General features: G+C 68.4%; 12 protein-coding genes and 1 tRNA gene. 11 read left to right on the top strand and 2 right to left on the bottom strand.

Annotated features, from left to right (window positions below; translation table 11 throughout):
- The first annotated feature begins 195 nt into the window (after positions 1–195).
- Positions 196–1,518, top strand: a complete 1,323-nt coding sequence (locus tag ACSSVZ_RS14355; protein WP_453971064.1) for an adenylate/guanylate cyclase domain-containing protein — start codon at positions 196–198, stop codon at positions 1,516–1,518.
- Positions 1,519–1,596: 78 nt separating this feature from the next.
- Here the strand turns inward: ACSSVZ_RS14355 and ACSSVZ_RS14350 are convergent, their stop codons facing one another.
- Complete coding sequence (locus tag ACSSVZ_RS14350; RefSeq protein WP_453971063.1) at positions 1,597–2,313, bottom strand: SIMPL domain-containing protein; 717 nt, start codon at positions 2,311–2,313, stop codon at positions 1,597–1,599.
- 157 nt (positions 2,314–2,470) lie between these two features.
- Between ACSSVZ_RS14350 and ACSSVZ_RS14345 the strand changes: the two genes are divergently transcribed.
- Positions 2,471–3,082 (top strand): DsbA family protein, encoded by a 612-nt coding sequence (locus tag ACSSVZ_RS14345; RefSeq protein WP_453971061.1) that lies wholly within the window; start codon positions 2,471–2,473, stop codon positions 3,080–3,082.
- Here the strand turns inward: ACSSVZ_RS14345 and ACSSVZ_RS14340 are convergent, their stop codons facing one another.
- Complete coding sequence (locus ACSSVZ_RS14340; protein WP_453971059.1) at positions 3,083–5,023, bottom strand: AMP-binding protein; 1,941 nt, start codon at positions 5,021–5,023, stop codon at positions 3,083–3,085. It abuts the gene before it with no gap.
- A gap of 105 nt (positions 5,024–5,128) precedes the next feature.
- Here ACSSVZ_RS14340 and ACSSVZ_RS14335 point away from each other — a divergent pair, with 105 nt between their 5' ends.
- The 9 genes from ACSSVZ_RS14335 (at position 5,129) to ACSSVZ_RS14295 (ending at position 14,230) form a co-directional block, all read left to right on the top strand.
- Positions 5,129–6,079, top strand: a complete 951-nt coding sequence (locus tag ACSSVZ_RS14335; protein ID WP_453971058.1) for a LysR family transcriptional regulator — start codon at positions 5,129–5,131, stop codon at positions 6,077–6,079.
- 222 nt (positions 6,080–6,301) lie between these two features.
- Complete coding sequence (locus ACSSVZ_RS14330) at positions 6,302–7,279, top strand: TAXI family TRAP transporter solute-binding subunit (protein ID WP_453971056.1); 978 nt, start codon at positions 6,302–6,304, stop codon at positions 7,277–7,279.
- 31 nt (positions 7,280–7,310) lie between these two features.
- Entirely contained in the window at positions 7,311–9,269 is a 1,959-nt protein-coding gene (locus tag ACSSVZ_RS14325; RefSeq protein WP_453971054.1) for a TRAP transporter permease, read from the top strand.
- Positions 9,270–9,548: 279 nt separating this feature from the next.
- A tRNA-Ile gene (locus ACSSVZ_RS14320) sits at positions 9,549–9,624 on the top strand.
- 217 nt (positions 9,625–9,841) lie between these two features.
- Complete coding sequence (locus ACSSVZ_RS14315) at positions 9,842–10,378, top strand: MarR family winged helix-turn-helix transcriptional regulator (protein WP_453971053.1); 537 nt, start codon at positions 9,842–9,844, stop codon at positions 10,376–10,378.
- The gene (locus ACSSVZ_RS14310; RefSeq protein ID WP_453971052.1) at positions 10,375–10,932 is read left to right on the top strand and encodes a flavin reductase family protein; all 558 of its coding nucleotides are present in this window, start codon (positions 10,375–10,377) and stop codon (positions 10,930–10,932) included. The genes ACSSVZ_RS14315 and ACSSVZ_RS14310 overlap by 4 nt, the downstream gene beginning before the upstream one ends.
- A gap of 40 nt (positions 10,933–10,972) precedes the next feature.
- Positions 10,973–12,448 carry a 4-hydroxyphenylacetate 3-hydroxylase family protein gene (locus tag ACSSVZ_RS14305; protein WP_453971051.1) on the top strand — a complete coding sequence of 492 codons (1,476 nt, stop codon included), beginning with the start codon at positions 10,973–10,975 and terminating at the stop codon, positions 12,446–12,448.
- A gap of 42 nt (positions 12,449–12,490) precedes the next feature.
- Entirely contained in the window at positions 12,491–12,871 is a 381-nt protein-coding gene (locus ACSSVZ_RS14300; RefSeq protein ID WP_453971049.1) for a cupin domain-containing protein, read from the top strand.
- Between the two features lie 9 nt (positions 12,872–12,880).
- Positions 12,881–14,230 carry an amidase gene (locus ACSSVZ_RS14295; RefSeq protein ID WP_453971048.1) on the top strand — a complete coding sequence of 450 codons (1,350 nt, stop codon included), beginning with the start codon at positions 12,881–12,883 and terminating at the stop codon, positions 14,228–14,230.
- Positions 14,231–14,327 lie beyond the last annotated feature (97 nt).

The following is a 14,327-nucleotide window of genomic DNA, read 5'->3' as shown; positions in this document are numbered from 1 at the left end:
CTGCTCTTCCGTAAATCGCTTCCGCTTCATCTGTCCGTCCTTCGATCGAGGCCGGACTCTAACTCCAGGTGGAGGAAAAACTCAGGGGCAGGTCACTGCTTCTGCCCCCGCGGTCTGGCGGGGCGGCGCTGGCTTCTTTCGACCTTCGCGCGCGGCTGCGCCGCGCCGGGTCGCCGTTTCGGACGACATAATCTGATGACCGACGTTCCTTCCTCTTCTCCGTCCGAACGGCCGCCCGCGGCGATGACGCCGCAGGAGATCGCCAACTGGCTGGTGGCCGAGGCGCCGCGGCTGGAGATGGGCGCGTTCGTCGACGGGCTCGGCTGGCGGCTGCGCCGGGCGGGCATGCCGCTCGACCGGCTGATGATTTCGCTCAGGATGCTGAGCCCCAACCTGCTGGCGGCCGGGATCACTTGGCGTCCCTACGATCCGATCGCCTATTTCGCGTTCGACTATGCCGACCGCGACAAGGGCATCTACGAGCGCAGCCCGTTCAAGGTGGTGCACGAGACCAACGAGTGGCTGGAACTCGACCTGGCCGCCACTCCCGACGATCTGTTCTCCATCATCCCCGACCTGAAGAAGGAAGGGATGTGCCACTATCTGGTGGTGCCGCTGTGGTTTTCTGCCGGGCTGCCGAACTCGCTGAGCTTCGCCACCAAGGATCCGGCCGGCTTCAGCAAGGCGAATCGCGAACTGGTCGCGACGGTGATGCCGGCGCTGGCGAACGTGCTGGAGATCAAGCGGCTGCGCCGCACGCTCGGCGAGCTGCTGGCGACCTATGTGGGGCGTGGCCCGACGGCCCAGATCATGGACGGCCTCGTCCACCGCGGCGAGGTCACGCGCATCGATGCGGCGATGATGATGGCGGATCTGCGTGGCTTTACCGCCCTGTCGACCCGGCTTCCGGTGGAGGAGACGGCGGAACTGCTGAACCGCTACTACGATGCGGTGGTGCCGGGGATCTTCGCCCAGGGCGGCGAGGTCCTGAAGTTCATCGGCGATGCGGTCCTGGCGATCTTCCCGGCCGAGCCGGCCGGCGCCCGCGATGCCTGCGCTCGGGCGCTGCGCGCCTCCGAGGCCGCGATGGCGACCCACATTGCGCCGACGCTGGTGGATGGCGTGCCCGTGCCGGTGCGGTTCGGCATCGGGCTGCATTTCGGCGAGGCGGTCTACGGCAATGTCGGGTCAGCGAACAGGCTGGACTTTACCGCCGTCGGCCGCGACGTGAACGTGCTGTCGCGCATCTCGCAGCTGTGCAGCGTGCTCGAACGGCCGCTGCTCATGTCGGAGGAATTCGTCGGCGCGCTGGGCTCGCCGCGGCAGGGATTCGTGTCGCTGGGTGGCCATGCGGCGCGCGGCCTCAGCGACCCGCTCTTCGTGTTCGAGCCGACGACGGACGATCCGATCGCCGCCGAGACCGCACCGGCCGTGCAGGCCATCGAGCCCACGATCGAGGAACCCCGGGTGACGGACGCGGAAGCAGGACGGGAGCGGATCCCCGCCGTCGGCGTCTGACCCGCACGGATACCGGCCGTTCCGATCGATGGGACTGGAACGGCCAGGATCGATGACCCAGACGCCGCCTGGAGGCGGCTACTTGTCGGCGGGAAGAATCTCGTAGACCACCCGCACGCTCGCGGAGATCGTCTGCTCTCCGGCTTCGATGGGGGCGGCATCGGCTTCCATTGCCTTCATACGCATCATCGGCTGCGGCACGGGATATCCGCCGCCGCCCTCGTCGATCGACCGGATGTGTCCCAGGCGGACGCCGGCGGCCTTGGCGTAGAGTTCGGCCTTGTGCCGCGCGTCGGCGACCGCAGCGATCCGGGCGGTGTCCTGGAATTCGTCGGCCTCGGAAATGCCGAAGCTGATCCCGCCGATGTCGTTGGCGCCGGCCTTGACCAGCGTGTCGAGCAGGCTGCCGAGCGCATCGAGCTTGCGCACCCGCACCATCACCGAATTGGAGACGCGGTAGCCGTCGATGCGCGGCGCGGCGTTGGAATCGCGGTCGTTGACGTAGCGCGGCGAGACCGAGAAGCCGGTGGTCTGGATGTCGCGCGGTTCGACGCCAGCCGCCTTCAGGGCATCGATGGCGGCGGTCACCTGGCTGGAATTCTGGGTCAGCGCCTCGCTGGCGGTGTCGGCCTCGGAGACCGCGCCGACAGTGATGGTGGCCATGTCGGGGGCAGCGTGGGCCTCGCCCTGGCCGGTGACGGTGAGGACGGAGCGGTTGTCGGCCAGGCTCGGCGAGGACGCGGTGGCGGCAAGCGCCAGGATCGCGATCGCGGCGGCAAAGGTGGTGCGGCGCATGAGGGTTCCTCCCGATCGGCCCTTGGGGCCTTCCACATTGGTCGCCGACCGCATCTCACGGGATTGCGACGCGAATGCGACGTGGTATCAGACGCAGCCCGGCCATCCGAGCGCGGCCGACCGAGCCTCGGGCAGACAGTCGCGAAGGTCAGCTGCCATGACCGCCCAGCCCATCGAGTTCCATTTCGATTTCATCTCCCCTTTCGGCTACTTCGCCAGCCTGCGGATCGACGACCTCGCCGCCCGCAACGGGCGCACCGTCGACTGGAGCTCGATGCTGGTGGGCGTGAGCATTCTAAAGGTGATGGGGCTCAAGCCGATCCCGCAGACGCCGCTGAAGGGCGACTATGCGCGGCGCGACGCGGAACGCTACTGCCGTCGGCACGACATCCGCCTGGGGCGGACGCTCGGTCAACCGCCGGCCAATCCGTTGCCGGCGGGCCGCACCTTCCATTGGCTGAAGGCCCATGATCCAGAGCAGGCGAAGCCGGTGGCCCGGGCGCTGCTGGATGCGTACTGGCTAAAGGACGTGGACATTGGCGCGCTCGACACCGTCCTGGACATCGCAAGCGGCTGCGGCGCCGACCGGGAGATGCTCGCGGCCGGTCACGCCGGCGGCGAAGCGGCCGAACTGCTGCGGGCCGCGGTGGACGCGTCGCTGGAGAAAGGCGTCTTCGGCTCGCCCTTCGTGATCGTCGATGGCGAGCCGTTCTTCGGGGTGGAAAAGCTCGAGCTGATGGAAGAGTGGCTGAAGACCGGAGGCTGGTAGCTACTCGACGTCCAGCTCTGCGGCGTAGGTGAAGCGTGCCATGTGGGCGAGCACCGTCTCGCGGGTCTGAGGGTCGGCGTGCTCGCCGGAAAGCCGGATCCGCGCCGTGCGGCCGGCGCCGGTCTCCGCGCACGCCACCCCGAGAATCCCTGCGGGAACGATCTCGCGCAGCTGGTCGGCAAAGGCGATCTCCGCCGCCAGCAGGCGCAAGGCGGGCTTGAAGATCTTGCCGGTGGTGGTCAGCGGCAGCGCATCGAGCAGGTGGATGCGCTTCGGAATGGCGGCGCGCTCGGGGATCAGCGGCGCGGTGGCGGCCAGAATGTCGTCGCCCGTGGACGCGGCGCCGGGCTTGCGCTGGACGAAGGCGACGGGCAGTTCGCCGGCATGGGCATCGGGCTGTCCGACCGCGGCGCAGAGCTGCACGTCCGGGTGCCGCATCAGCGCTTCCTCGATCCCCGCCGGGTCGATGTTGTGGCCGCCGCGGATGATGACGTCCTTGGCCCGGCCGGTCACGAACACCTGGCCATCGTCGGCGAGGTGGCCGAGGTCGCCCGTCACCACCCAGCCGTCGCGCTCGAAGGTGCCGGCATCAAGCGCCGGGTCGGTGTAGCCGGGGCTGAGGTTCGGTCCGCGGATGGCGATGCCGCCGGTCTGCCCGGGCGGCAGCGGCCGGTCGAGATCGGGCGCGCCGGACGACGCGAGGGCGAACACGCCGATCTCCCCGAACGGCAGCCGCCAGCCGGAGGCGCCAGGCACCCGCTCGGCCAGGCGCGGGACGATGCTGACGAGACCCGCGGCCTCGGTCATCCCGTAGATGCTGCGGAGCGGGATCGCGAACGTCTCCTCGAAGTTGCGGGCCAGCTCGTTGGGCATGGGCGAGCCGCCGCCGACCAGTGCCTTGATCCGGCCGGCGGCGGTAGCAGCCTCCGGTCCGGTCCGTTCGAGCAGCGTCGACACGAAGGTCGGACCGCCCGACAGAAGCGTGACGCGGTGGCGGTCGGCGACCCGCCAGAACTCTTCGACGAAGACCTTGCTGCGCATGCCAAGCTTGGAGGGAATGATGGTGTTGGCGCCGGCGGCAAAGGCACTGCCGCCAAGCACGAAGGCGCCGGCCACGTGGAACAGCGGAAAGCCGTTGATCACCACGTCGTCAGGGCCGATCCCGTAAAACAGCCCGCCGAACCAGCTGGCGTGAACCTCATTACCGTGGGTGTGGCGAACCAGCTTCGGCGACCCGGTGGTGCCGCCGGTGTGGTAGGTGGCGGCGATGTCGTCGCGACCGATGTCGCGCGTGAACTCGGGCTCCGCCGATGCCGCATCGATGAGGTCGGCGAGGCGGGGCACGCCGGCAATCGACGCGTCGCCGATGGACACCACATGCGCGGGCTGCGGCGAGAGCCTGCGGATCTCGTCGATCTTCTGGGCGATCGGCAGGTCGTCGTCGGGGCCGAGGGCGACCAGCACCTTGGCACCGGCATGGGCCAGCAGCCCGGCGATCTTCTCTGGCGAGAGCATGTAGTTGATCGGGCAGGCCCGGCCGCACGCCTGCGCCGCAAACAACGTGACGAACGTGTCGGGAAGCGTCGGTGCGAGGAAGGCGACCGCATCGTCCGGGCCGACGCCGAGCCGGTGAAAGGCGTTCGCGGCCCGCCGCACCCGATCGAAGAAGGCGCGATAGGTGAGGACGTGCGGGTCGTCGTCGACGGAGCCGGTGGGCAGGAAGGTGATCGCCGGCCGGTCCGGGAACAGGGTCGCCGAACGTTCGAGCAACTGCACCGTGCTGCGCACCGGGACGACATCGTCGTAGGCCAATTGCTCGACCCGACGGATGTCGTCGAGACCGCGGATGGTCTCGCGCCAGCCGACGGCGGCCGGATCGGTCCGGGGGGACTGGCCGGTCGACGGGTGCGCCGGCAGGTGAGACATGGCTTGGGGCGACAAGGCGATTCCCTTCGTGCCGGTCGGGACCATCGCCCGCATCGGCCGCCAGCATATTTCCCGCTGCACGATTGACTAGTCGAGCCGGCTGAACACAGAGTTCCGGAAATGGAACACCAACCGACAGACGGCGTGAGAGCGGAGCGCGGTGGCCGGCGGCCGGCGAGCCCCCGCACCGACCTCAACGCCCTTCTCCTGTTCTACGACACGGTGAATGCCGGCAGCATCAACAAGGCGGCGCTGCAGCTCGGCATGCCGAAGTCGACGATCAGCCGGAAGCTGGCGCTGCTTGAGGAGCAGTTCGGATCGACGCTGCTCAAGCGCGGCCCGCGCGCGCTGGGCCTGACCGAGATCGGCACCGCCCTCTACGAGCGCTGCGAGCGGATCGTCGCGGAGCTGCAGGACGCCGACGTCGAAACCTCCGAAATGCAGAGCGGCGTCACCGGGCTGCTGCGCGTCAGCATGCCGGTCTTCTTCATGAGCTGGATGGCGGAGGCAATCGCGGATTTCGCCCGGGACAACCCGGCCCTTCGCCTGGAGATCGAGGCGCACAACCGCTGGGTCGACGTCGGCGAGGAGCCCTTCGACATCGCCGTCCAGTTCGGAACGCCGCGGGATTCCTCGGTGCCCATGCGCCGCCTCGCCCGGCTGTCGCGCGGCCTGTACGCAAGCCCCGACTACCTGGCGGCGCGCGGCATGCCGCGGGCCGTCGCCGACCTGGCCGGCCATGAGCTCATCCCGCACCAGTATCAGCACCGCGACCGGGCCTGGCCGGAGATCCCGGCGCGCGACGGCGGCAAGTCCGACGCGCTGGGGCGGGTGATGGTGAACCACGCCGTCCTCGTCCACGAACTCGTGCGGCGCGGCCTCGGCATCGGGCTGATGCTCGACATCATGTGCCGTCAGGACATGGACGAGGGGCGGCTGGTGCGGTTGGAGTTGGATTGGGAGGCGGCGCCGCTGCTGGTGTACGCGACCTTTCTGGCGCCGCGCTACGCGCCGCGGAAGACGCGGGCCTTTCTGGATCGCATCGCCGCGCACATCCGCGAGCGGGCCTGACCGCGGCCGCTTCGGGCGCTTCGAGAGAGGAGCGGGGTGTTCCATTGGGAGAACACCCTGTTCTCGTTTTGAAATCTATCCCTCGGCGGGCCGGGCGTATTAGGGTCCCTGATGAAGGGGCGTCGAACAGCTCCGTCCGCAATGAAAACACGAGCGGACCCGGCAGGTGGAGCGGCAGGCGATGCCGCCGACCGGAGCCCCGGGCCGATCAGGGAGGATCCCATGAAGAAGCTGATTTTCGCGCTTTCCGCGCTCATGCTCGCGCTGCCGCTGCAGTCCGCCTCGGCCCAGATGGTGACCGTCGGGACGGCCACGCCGGGCTCGCTGTTCCATTCCGCCGGCACGGCAGTGGCCAAGGTGATCAACGGCCAGGACGGGCTGCGCGCCACCCTGCAGCCGTTCGCCAGCGCCAACGTCTACATCCCGGCGGTGAGCGAGGGCGACATCGACTTCGGCGTCGCCACCGTCCAGGAAGTGGGCGTCGCCCTGGCCGGCAAGGAGCATTTCGAGGGTCGCCCCCAGGACGGCCTGCGGGCGGTGGGCATCATGTTTCCGCTGCGCTTTGCGGTGTTCGTGCGCGAGGATTCCGACATCCGGACCATCGCCGACCTGAAGGGCAAGTCGCTGCCGACTGGCTATTCGAGCCAGCAGATCGCGGCGACGATGATGGATGCGATCTATGCCGCCGGCGGTCTGACCGAAGCCGATGTCGAGGGCGTGACCGTCGCCAACACGGTGGCCGGCGCCGACGACTTCGCGACCGGCAAGGTCGATGCGTTTTTCTTCGCGCTCGGTGCCGCGAAGGTGAGCGAGGTCGAGGCCTCGGTGGGCGGCATCCGGGCCATCCCTTTCGAGGCCAACGACCAGACGCTGGAGGCGGTTCGCCGCTATCTTCCGCAGGCCTATTTCGTGGACGTTGAGCCCGGCAAGGCGCTCGCCGGCGTCAAGGAGCCGACGACGATCCTCGCGTTCGACGCGCTCGCCTTCGCCAGCGCCAAGACCAGCGACGACACCGTCTACAAGGTGACCAAGGCGCTGCACGACGGCAAGGATGCGCTGGTCGCCACCTTCCCGGCCTTCCGCGGCTTCGACCCCGCCAAGATGGCGAAGGACATTGCGCCGATCGAGTACCACCCGGGGGCCATCCGCTACTTCGAGGAAGCTGGCGTTGCCTTCCCCGAAGGCGACAAGGCCAACTGAGCGGCGGCATCGGGCGGGAAAGAGGCGGGCCATGAGGGTTGAGCCACAGCAGGCGACGGGGGACGGCGCACGCGTCGCCCCCGGGGTGGTCGGTATCGTCAAGGCGGTGCTGGCCTGCGCCATCACGCTGGGCGCGCTGACCTGGGGCGCCGACCTCTTCCGCAGCGTCGGCGTCAACATCCTGACCCAGCAGTTCGCCGCCGGCATGCTGGCGCTCTCTCTCTGCCTCGCCTTTCTGCATTTTTCCGCGCGCCGCCTCGATCGGCGGGTGCGGGTGCCGTGGTTCGACTGGCTGCTGGCGCTGACGGGCCTGGGCGCGGGCCTCTACCTCGCGGTGGCGCTCCCGGACCTCGTCGACCTGGTGCTGATGCGGCCCACCGACGGCGTCATTGCCGGCGGTCTGGTGATCCTGCTGACCATCGAGGCGCTGCGCCGCGCCAGCGGCTGGGCGCTTCCGACCATCATCGTTCTGTTCATCCTCTACGGCCTGTTCGGCGACCACGTCCCGGGCATCATGGCGGGCCGGGCTTCCGACGTGGAGCGGCTGTCGGCCTATCTGGCCATCGATTTCAACGGCATGCTGGGGATGCCGATCGTCGTTGCCTCCACCGTGGTGGTGTCGTTCCTGCTGTTCGGTGCGCTGCTGGCCGCCACCGGCGGCGCCGCGTTCCTGTCGGATCTGTCGCTGGCGCTGATGGGGCGGTTCCGCGGCGGGCCGGGCAAGATCGCCGTGCTGGCCTCCTGCCTGTTCGGGTCGATCTCGGGCAGCGCGGTTGCCAACGTGGTCGCCTCCGGCGTGATCACCATCCCGATGATGAAGAAGGCCGGCTATTCGCCGGCACGCGCCGGCGGCATCGAGGCGATCGCCTCCACCGGTGGCCAGCTGATGCCGCCGGTGATGGGCGCCTCGGCGTTCCTGATCGCGGAGTTCCTGCAGATCTCGTTCGCCGACGTGCTGCTGGCGGCGCTGATCCCGGCGGTGCTCTACTACCTGGCCCTGTTCATCCAGGTAGACCTGGAGGCCGGCCGCGCCAACATCGCCGCCTTGCCGGAAGAGATGATCCCCCATGCCGGCGCCGTGATGCGCAAGGGCTGGCACTTCCTGCTGCCGTTCGTGGTGCTGATGGTCGGCCTGTTTACCTTCAACTGGCAACCGCAGATGGCGGTCGTCGGCGCCATCCTGACGCTGCTGGTGACGGCGGTGCTGTTCGGCTACGGCGGCGAGCGGCCACGGCTGAAACAGCTCGTCTCCACCATCTACCAGACCGGTCTGGGCGCGCTCGACATCATTCTGATCTGCGCCGGCGCGGGCGTCGTGATCGGCGTTCTGTCGCTGTCGGGGCTTGGTTTCAACCTGACGCTGGCGCTGGTCGCCGTTGGCTCGGGCAGCCTGCTCCTGCTGCTGCTGATCGCGGCAGCGGTCTGCATCGTCCTCGGCATGGGGCTGCCGACGGTGGGGGTCTACGTGCTGCTCGCCGCCCTCGTCGCGCCGGCGATGGTGGAGATGGGCGTGCTGCCGATCACCGCACACCTTTACGTCATGTATTTCGGCCTGCTGTCCTTCGTGACCCCGCCGGTCGCGGTCGCGGCCTTTGCAGCGGCCGCGATCGCCAAGGCTGATCCCGTCGCCACCGCGTTCCAGGCGATGCGGCTCGGCTGGACGGCCTATCTTGTGCCGCTGCTGTTCGTCGCGTCGCCGGCACTGGCCATGCAGGGCAGCGCGCCCGAGGTGGCACTGGCCGTGGTCACCGCGGTGGCCGGCGTCTTCTTCGGCTCCGTCGGCATGGTCGGATTCCTGGTGCGTCCGATCGGGGTCGTCGGCCGGCTCATGTTCTTCGCGGCGGGCGTGCTCGCCCTGGTACCGAGCGGGGCCTTCGCGCACGCGGTCTACACCGACGTATTCGGGCTCGCCCTCGGTGCCGGCCTGGTGGCCCTGGAGCTCTGGCGGCGGACGCCGGTGGCGCAAGGTGTGTCGTCGGCGCGCGGCTAGCCCAGCCGGTCCAAATCGAGCCGCGGACATCGGCGCCTGAAAACGGCATCAATGCGAGACCGGTCTCGGCCTGGAGGGCTGGTGGCCGGTGCTGGACACACAGTCCCGCCAGCCGATATAGACGGCTCCATATGCCGCGAGCCGCAGGACGGGAAATTGCCCCCGCTTCCGGAAACGGATCGAGGCCCGGATGTCTGTCCGGCCCGGTCCGCGTGCCCGCCGGCATGAGGCAGGACGCGGGTTCCCGGTCGACGGCCGGGACACGCCGATCTGTCCGAAGGGCCCGTAGCTCAATGGTTAGAGCCGACCGCTCATAACGGTCTGGTTGCAGGTTCGAGTCCTGCCGGGCCTACCACCTCTCTTCAAATCGACCCGATGCTGGACCGGCAGCCCCCGCGGGCGGCGTTCGCCGTGCGCGCCGGCATGCGTTCTCGCCAGTGAGGCGAGGCGCCGCGCGACGGAAATTTCAGCGTTGACATGTGCATATAGCTTTGTAAGTTAGCTATATGGTAGATCGAACTCCCGCCGATCCTTCGCTTGACGACGCAATTGTCGCTTCCGCACCCAGCCAGGTGAAGCGCCGGCCCACGGTCGCCCGCGAGGCGCTGCTGCGCGGCGGCAACGACGCTGCGTTCCGCACTTTCGTGCACGGGCTCCTGGCCTTTACGGCGCGGCTGGAGGCAACCCGCAGCGGGCTGGCGGAGCTCGTCGGCCTGTCCGGACCGCAATACACGATCCTCATCTCCATCGCGCACCTGGAGGAGGCCGACGACGTCAGCGTCTCCACGGTGGCCGACCATCTTCACTACAGTGGCGCGTTCGTCACGCTGGAGGTCGGCCGGCTGGTGAAGAAGGGGCTGGTCTCCAAGCGTCCCAGCACCCGCGACCGGCGGCGCGTGCGGCTGGCCGTGACCGACGCCGGGCGCGCCCTGCTGGCGGAGCTGGCGCCGACCCAGGCGCGAGTGAACGACACGCTGTTTTCCGCCCTCGATGCGCCGGACCTCGATCGGATTCTCGATCTGCTGCCCGGTCTCATCGATGGCGGCGACGCGGCGACGGCGCTGCTCAGCTACGAGATCGCGACGGCGGAACGGGGAGCGGACACATGACCGCCGGAACCGACGCGCCGCTGGCGACCATGGACCCGCGCGCGTTCCGCAACGCCCTCGGGGCGTTTGCGACAGGCGTCTGCGTCGTGACTGCGGTCACCGGCGACGGCGAGCGGCTCGGCATGACAGTCAACTCGTTCAGCTCCGTTTCGCTCGACCCGCCGCTGATCCTGTTCTCGGTGGCAAATGCCGCCAAGGGGATCGAGGCGTGGCGCTGCGTGGAGCACTATGCGGTCAACATGCTGGCCTGGAACCAGCAGGACGTCTCGAACCGTTTCGCGCGGGCGATGACCGACAAGTGGAGCGATCTCGACGTCGACACCGGCGGGCACGGCATGCCGCTGATCCGCCACGCGCTTGCCCGTTTCGAGTGCCGCGGCGAGCATCAATATCCCGGCGGCGACCACGTGATTCTGGTCGGCCGGGTCCTGAATTTCGAGGTGCTCCGGCCCGATGCCGAGCCGCTCGTCTTCCATCGCGGCCGCTACCGCGAACTCACCCACGAACACGACATCACGGTCCCCGCCGACGCCATGTGGCTGCTCGGCTGGTGATCCTTCCGCGCTTGCGCCTCCAGACCACGGAGTTTTCGACATGATCAAAACCGGCGAACAGCACCTGCAGAGCCTCCGCGACGGCCGCACCGTCTATTATGACGGTCGTCTCGTCAGCGAACCCGTCGACGATCCAGCGTTCCGCAACGCGGTGCGCTCCTACGCCTCGCTCTACGACTACCAGGCCGCCAATCCCGAGCTGATGACCTACACGACCGACACCGGCCGCCAGGTCAACCGCATGTGGTCGCTGCCGTCGAACTACGACGAGCTCGTCGAGCGCCGCCGCGCGCTGGAGGCCTGGTCGGAGCAGCATTTCGGCTTTCTCGGCCGCTCGCCCGACCACGTCGCCTCCTGCATTTCCGGCATGTACATGGGGCTGCCGGTGTTCGAGGCCTACGACCCCAACCGGGCGAAGGCGCTGGCGGACTACTATCACTATGCCCGCGACAACGACCTGTTCCTCACCTACGTGATCATCAATCCGCAGGCCGACCGCTCCAAGGCCGCCCACGAGCAGGCCGATCCCTATCTGACCACCGGCGTCGTCGACGAGGACTCCGAAGGCATCACCGTGCGCGGCGCCAAGATGCTGGCCACCTCCGGCATCATGGCCAACGAGGTGTTCGTCACCTGCATCCAGCCGCTGCGCGATGGCGACGAGATCTATGCGCTGTCCTTCGTCATCCCGATGAACGCGAAGGGACTGCGGATCGTCTCGCGCAAATCCTACGAGGCGGCGGCCGGGTCGATGTTCGACAGCCCGCTGGCGAGCCGTTTCGACGAGAACGACGCCGTCCTCTACTTCGAGGACGTGAAGGTGCCCTGGGACCGCGTGTTCGTGAACAAGAACGTGCAGATGGTCGCCAAGCAGTTCCACGCGACGCCGGCGCACGTCTACCAGAACTATCAGTGCCAGATCCGGCTGATGGTGAAGATGAAGTTCCTCGCCGGTCTCGCCCGCGGCATCACCGACACCAACGGCACCGCGGCCTTCCCGCAGGTGCGCGAGATGCTGGGCCAGATCGCGGCGGAAGCCCAGATGGTCGACGCCCTCGTTCACTCCATGGAGGTCAAGGGACGCCAGGAAGGGCAGTACTTCGTGCCCGACCGGCATACGCTCTATGCCTCCCAGGTGCTGACCCAGCAGCTCTACGGCAAGGTCGTCACCACGCTCCGCGATCTCGCCGGCGGCGGCGTCATCATGCTGCCGTCGAGCATCGAGGACTTCGCCGACCCCTATATCGCCTCGATCATCGACAAGACCCAGCAGTCGCCGGTGCGCTCGTCGCGCGAGCGGGTGAAGTTCTTCAAGCTGGTCTGGGACGCCATCGGCTCGGAGTTCGGGTCGCGCCACACCCAGTATGAAATGTTCTATGCAGGGGCGACCTTCGTCACCAAGGGCCACTCGTTCCGGACCTACGACTGGGAAGGCTCGGGCAAGCTCGTCGACACCTGCCTGTCCAGCTACTCGCTGGACGATGAGCTGCAGCGGATGAACGTCGCGGCAGAATAACCCGCGTCACCGAGACGACCACCATTGAACGGGAGCGTATTCATGGCCATCGACAAGGCCCATCTGGAATTCCACACCATCGACATGACGGAGGGCTTCGCGAGCCCTCCCGGCTATCCGGCCGGCATCCAGCAGAAGATCCTCGCCGGCCATCTGGACGAGGAGAAGAAGGTCGGCAACCGGACGCGCCTGCTGCGCTTCGAGCCGGGCGTCTACACGACGAAGCCGTTCGTCCACGACTATTACGAAGAGGTCTATCTGGTGTCGGGCGACCTGACGGTGGGCAACGACGAGAACGGCGAGGGCGGCGAATCCTTCCAGCCGAACACCTATGCCTGCCGTCCTCCGGGAGCCGTCCATGGTCCCTTCAAGTCGGAGAACGGCTGCCTGCTGCTCGAGATCCACTACTACCCCGAGAGCTGACCATCGCCCATGACAGGTCCTTCCACTGTGCTTGCGACGGGCGAACGGCTCGATCGCGATGAAACGTCGGCCGTGGCGGAAGCAGAGCGGTGCCTGACGGCGGCGCTCGATCCGGCGGGCGAGGGTGCGCGCGCGTTCACGCTGATCGATGCGGACCGTACCCGGGTGGAGGCGCAGGCGAGCGATCTCCTGCGCGCCCAGGGCATCGTCCCGTCGCCATTGGCCGGCATCCCGATCTCGGTGAAGGACCTGTTCGACGTGACCGGGCAGATCACCAAGGCCGGTTCCGTCGCGCGTGACGGCGCACCGGCGGCGGCAGCCGACGCGACGGCGATCGCCCGGCTCCGCGCGGCCGGCGCGGTCATGGTGGGCCGCACCAACATGACCGAGTTCGCCTATTCCGGCGTCGGCCTGAACCCGCATTTCGGAACGCCTGCCGCGCCCTGGCGGCGCGACGAACGGCGCATCCCCGGTGGCTCGACCTCCGGCGGCGCGGTCTCGGTGACCGACGGCATGGCGCTGGCCGCCATCGGCACCGACACCGGCGGTTCCTGCCGCATTCCGGCCGCCTGCTGCGGCCTCGTGGGCTTCAAGCCGACCGCCCGGCGGATCCCGCAGACGGGCTGCTTCCCGCTGTCGCCGTCATTGGATTCCATCGGGTCTATCGGCCATTCCGTCGACTGCGTGGCGCTCATCGACGCGGTGATGGCCGGCGAGGCGCCGCTGGTTCCGGCGGCGATCGACCTGTCGGTGCTGCGGATCGCTGTTCCGACGAACTATCTGCACGTGCGCATGGACGAGACGGTGGCCGCGGCGTTTGAGGCAGGCCTCGGGCGACTGTCGGCAGCCGGCGCGCGGATCGTCGAGATGACGCTTCCCGTCCTCGACCGTCTGCCCGAGCTGGCGGCGGGCGGCGGCATCGTGGCCGGGGAGGCCTATCACGGCCACCGCGACCTCATCGCGGTGCGGGGCGACACCTACGACCCGCGCGTTCTCACCCGCATCCTGGGTGGACAGGGCCTTTCCTGCGACGACTACCTGACGGTGATGGATCTGCGGCGCGCGTTCATCGCCGAGGCCGATGACGCCCTTGCAGGCTTCGACGCGCTCGCGATGCCGACGATCCCGATCGTTCCGCCGAAGATCTCCGAGTTCGACGACGACGAGGCCTTCGGCGACCTGAACCGGCTCCTGCTGCGCAATCCGAGTGCGGTGAACCTGCTGGACCGCTGCGCCATCAGCCTGCCGGTCACGGGCGCAGGCGGTGCGCCGGCAGGGCTGAGCCTGATGGGACCGGCCATGGGCGACCGGCGGCTGCTGGCCATCGCCCGCGCCGCGGAGTATGTGCTGGGCGCCTGATCGAGCTCCGCTGACGGGGACGCTTGGATCGAAATAGCGCCGGACGGAGACACCGTCCGGCGCATTTGTTTGTCGTGATGTCTTCTGAAGAGGCCTC

The sequence above is a fragment of the Amorphus sp. MBR-141 genome (assembly GCF_053628695.1).
The sequence above is the reverse complement of the archived record's forward strand: the minus strand, read 5'-3'. Positions and strand labels throughout refer to the sequence as shown.

Bases quoted from the DNA above. Each gene is read 5' to 3' on its own strand.
- ACSSVZ_RS14300 (WP_453971049.1), top strand. From the start codon at position 12,491: ATGGCCATCGACAAGGCCCATCTGGAATTCCACACCATCGACATGACG.
- ACSSVZ_RS14355 (WP_453971064.1), top strand. From the start codon at position 196: ATGACCGACGTTCCTTCCTCTTCTCCGTCCGAACGGCCGCCCGCGGCG.
- ACSSVZ_RS14345 (WP_453971061.1), top strand. From the start codon at position 2,471: ATGACCGCCCAGCCCATCGAGTTCCATTTCGATTTCATCTCCCCTTTC.
- ACSSVZ_RS14295 (WP_453971048.1), top strand. From the start codon at position 12,881: ATGACAGGTCCTTCCACTGTGCTTGCGACGGGCGAACGGCTCGATCGC.
- ACSSVZ_RS14350 (WP_453971063.1), bottom strand. From the start codon at position 2,313: ATGCGCCGCACCACCTTTGCCGCCGCGATCGCGATCCTGGCGCTTGCC.
- ACSSVZ_RS14310 (WP_453971052.1), top strand. From the start codon at position 10,375: ATGACCGCCGGAACCGACGCGCCGCTGGCGACCATGGACCCGCGCGCG.
- ACSSVZ_RS14335 (WP_453971058.1), top strand. From the start codon at position 5,129: ATGGAACACCAACCGACAGACGGCGTGAGAGCGGAGCGCGGTGGCCGG.
- ACSSVZ_RS14325 (WP_453971054.1), top strand. From the start codon at position 7,311: ATGAGGGTTGAGCCACAGCAGGCGACGGGGGACGGCGCACGCGTCGCC.
- ACSSVZ_RS14305 (WP_453971051.1), top strand. From the start codon at position 10,973: ATGATCAAAACCGGCGAACAGCACCTGCAGAGCCTCCGCGACGGCCGC.
- ACSSVZ_RS14330 (WP_453971056.1), top strand. From the start codon at position 6,302: ATGAAGAAGCTGATTTTCGCGCTTTCCGCGCTCATGCTCGCGCTGCCG.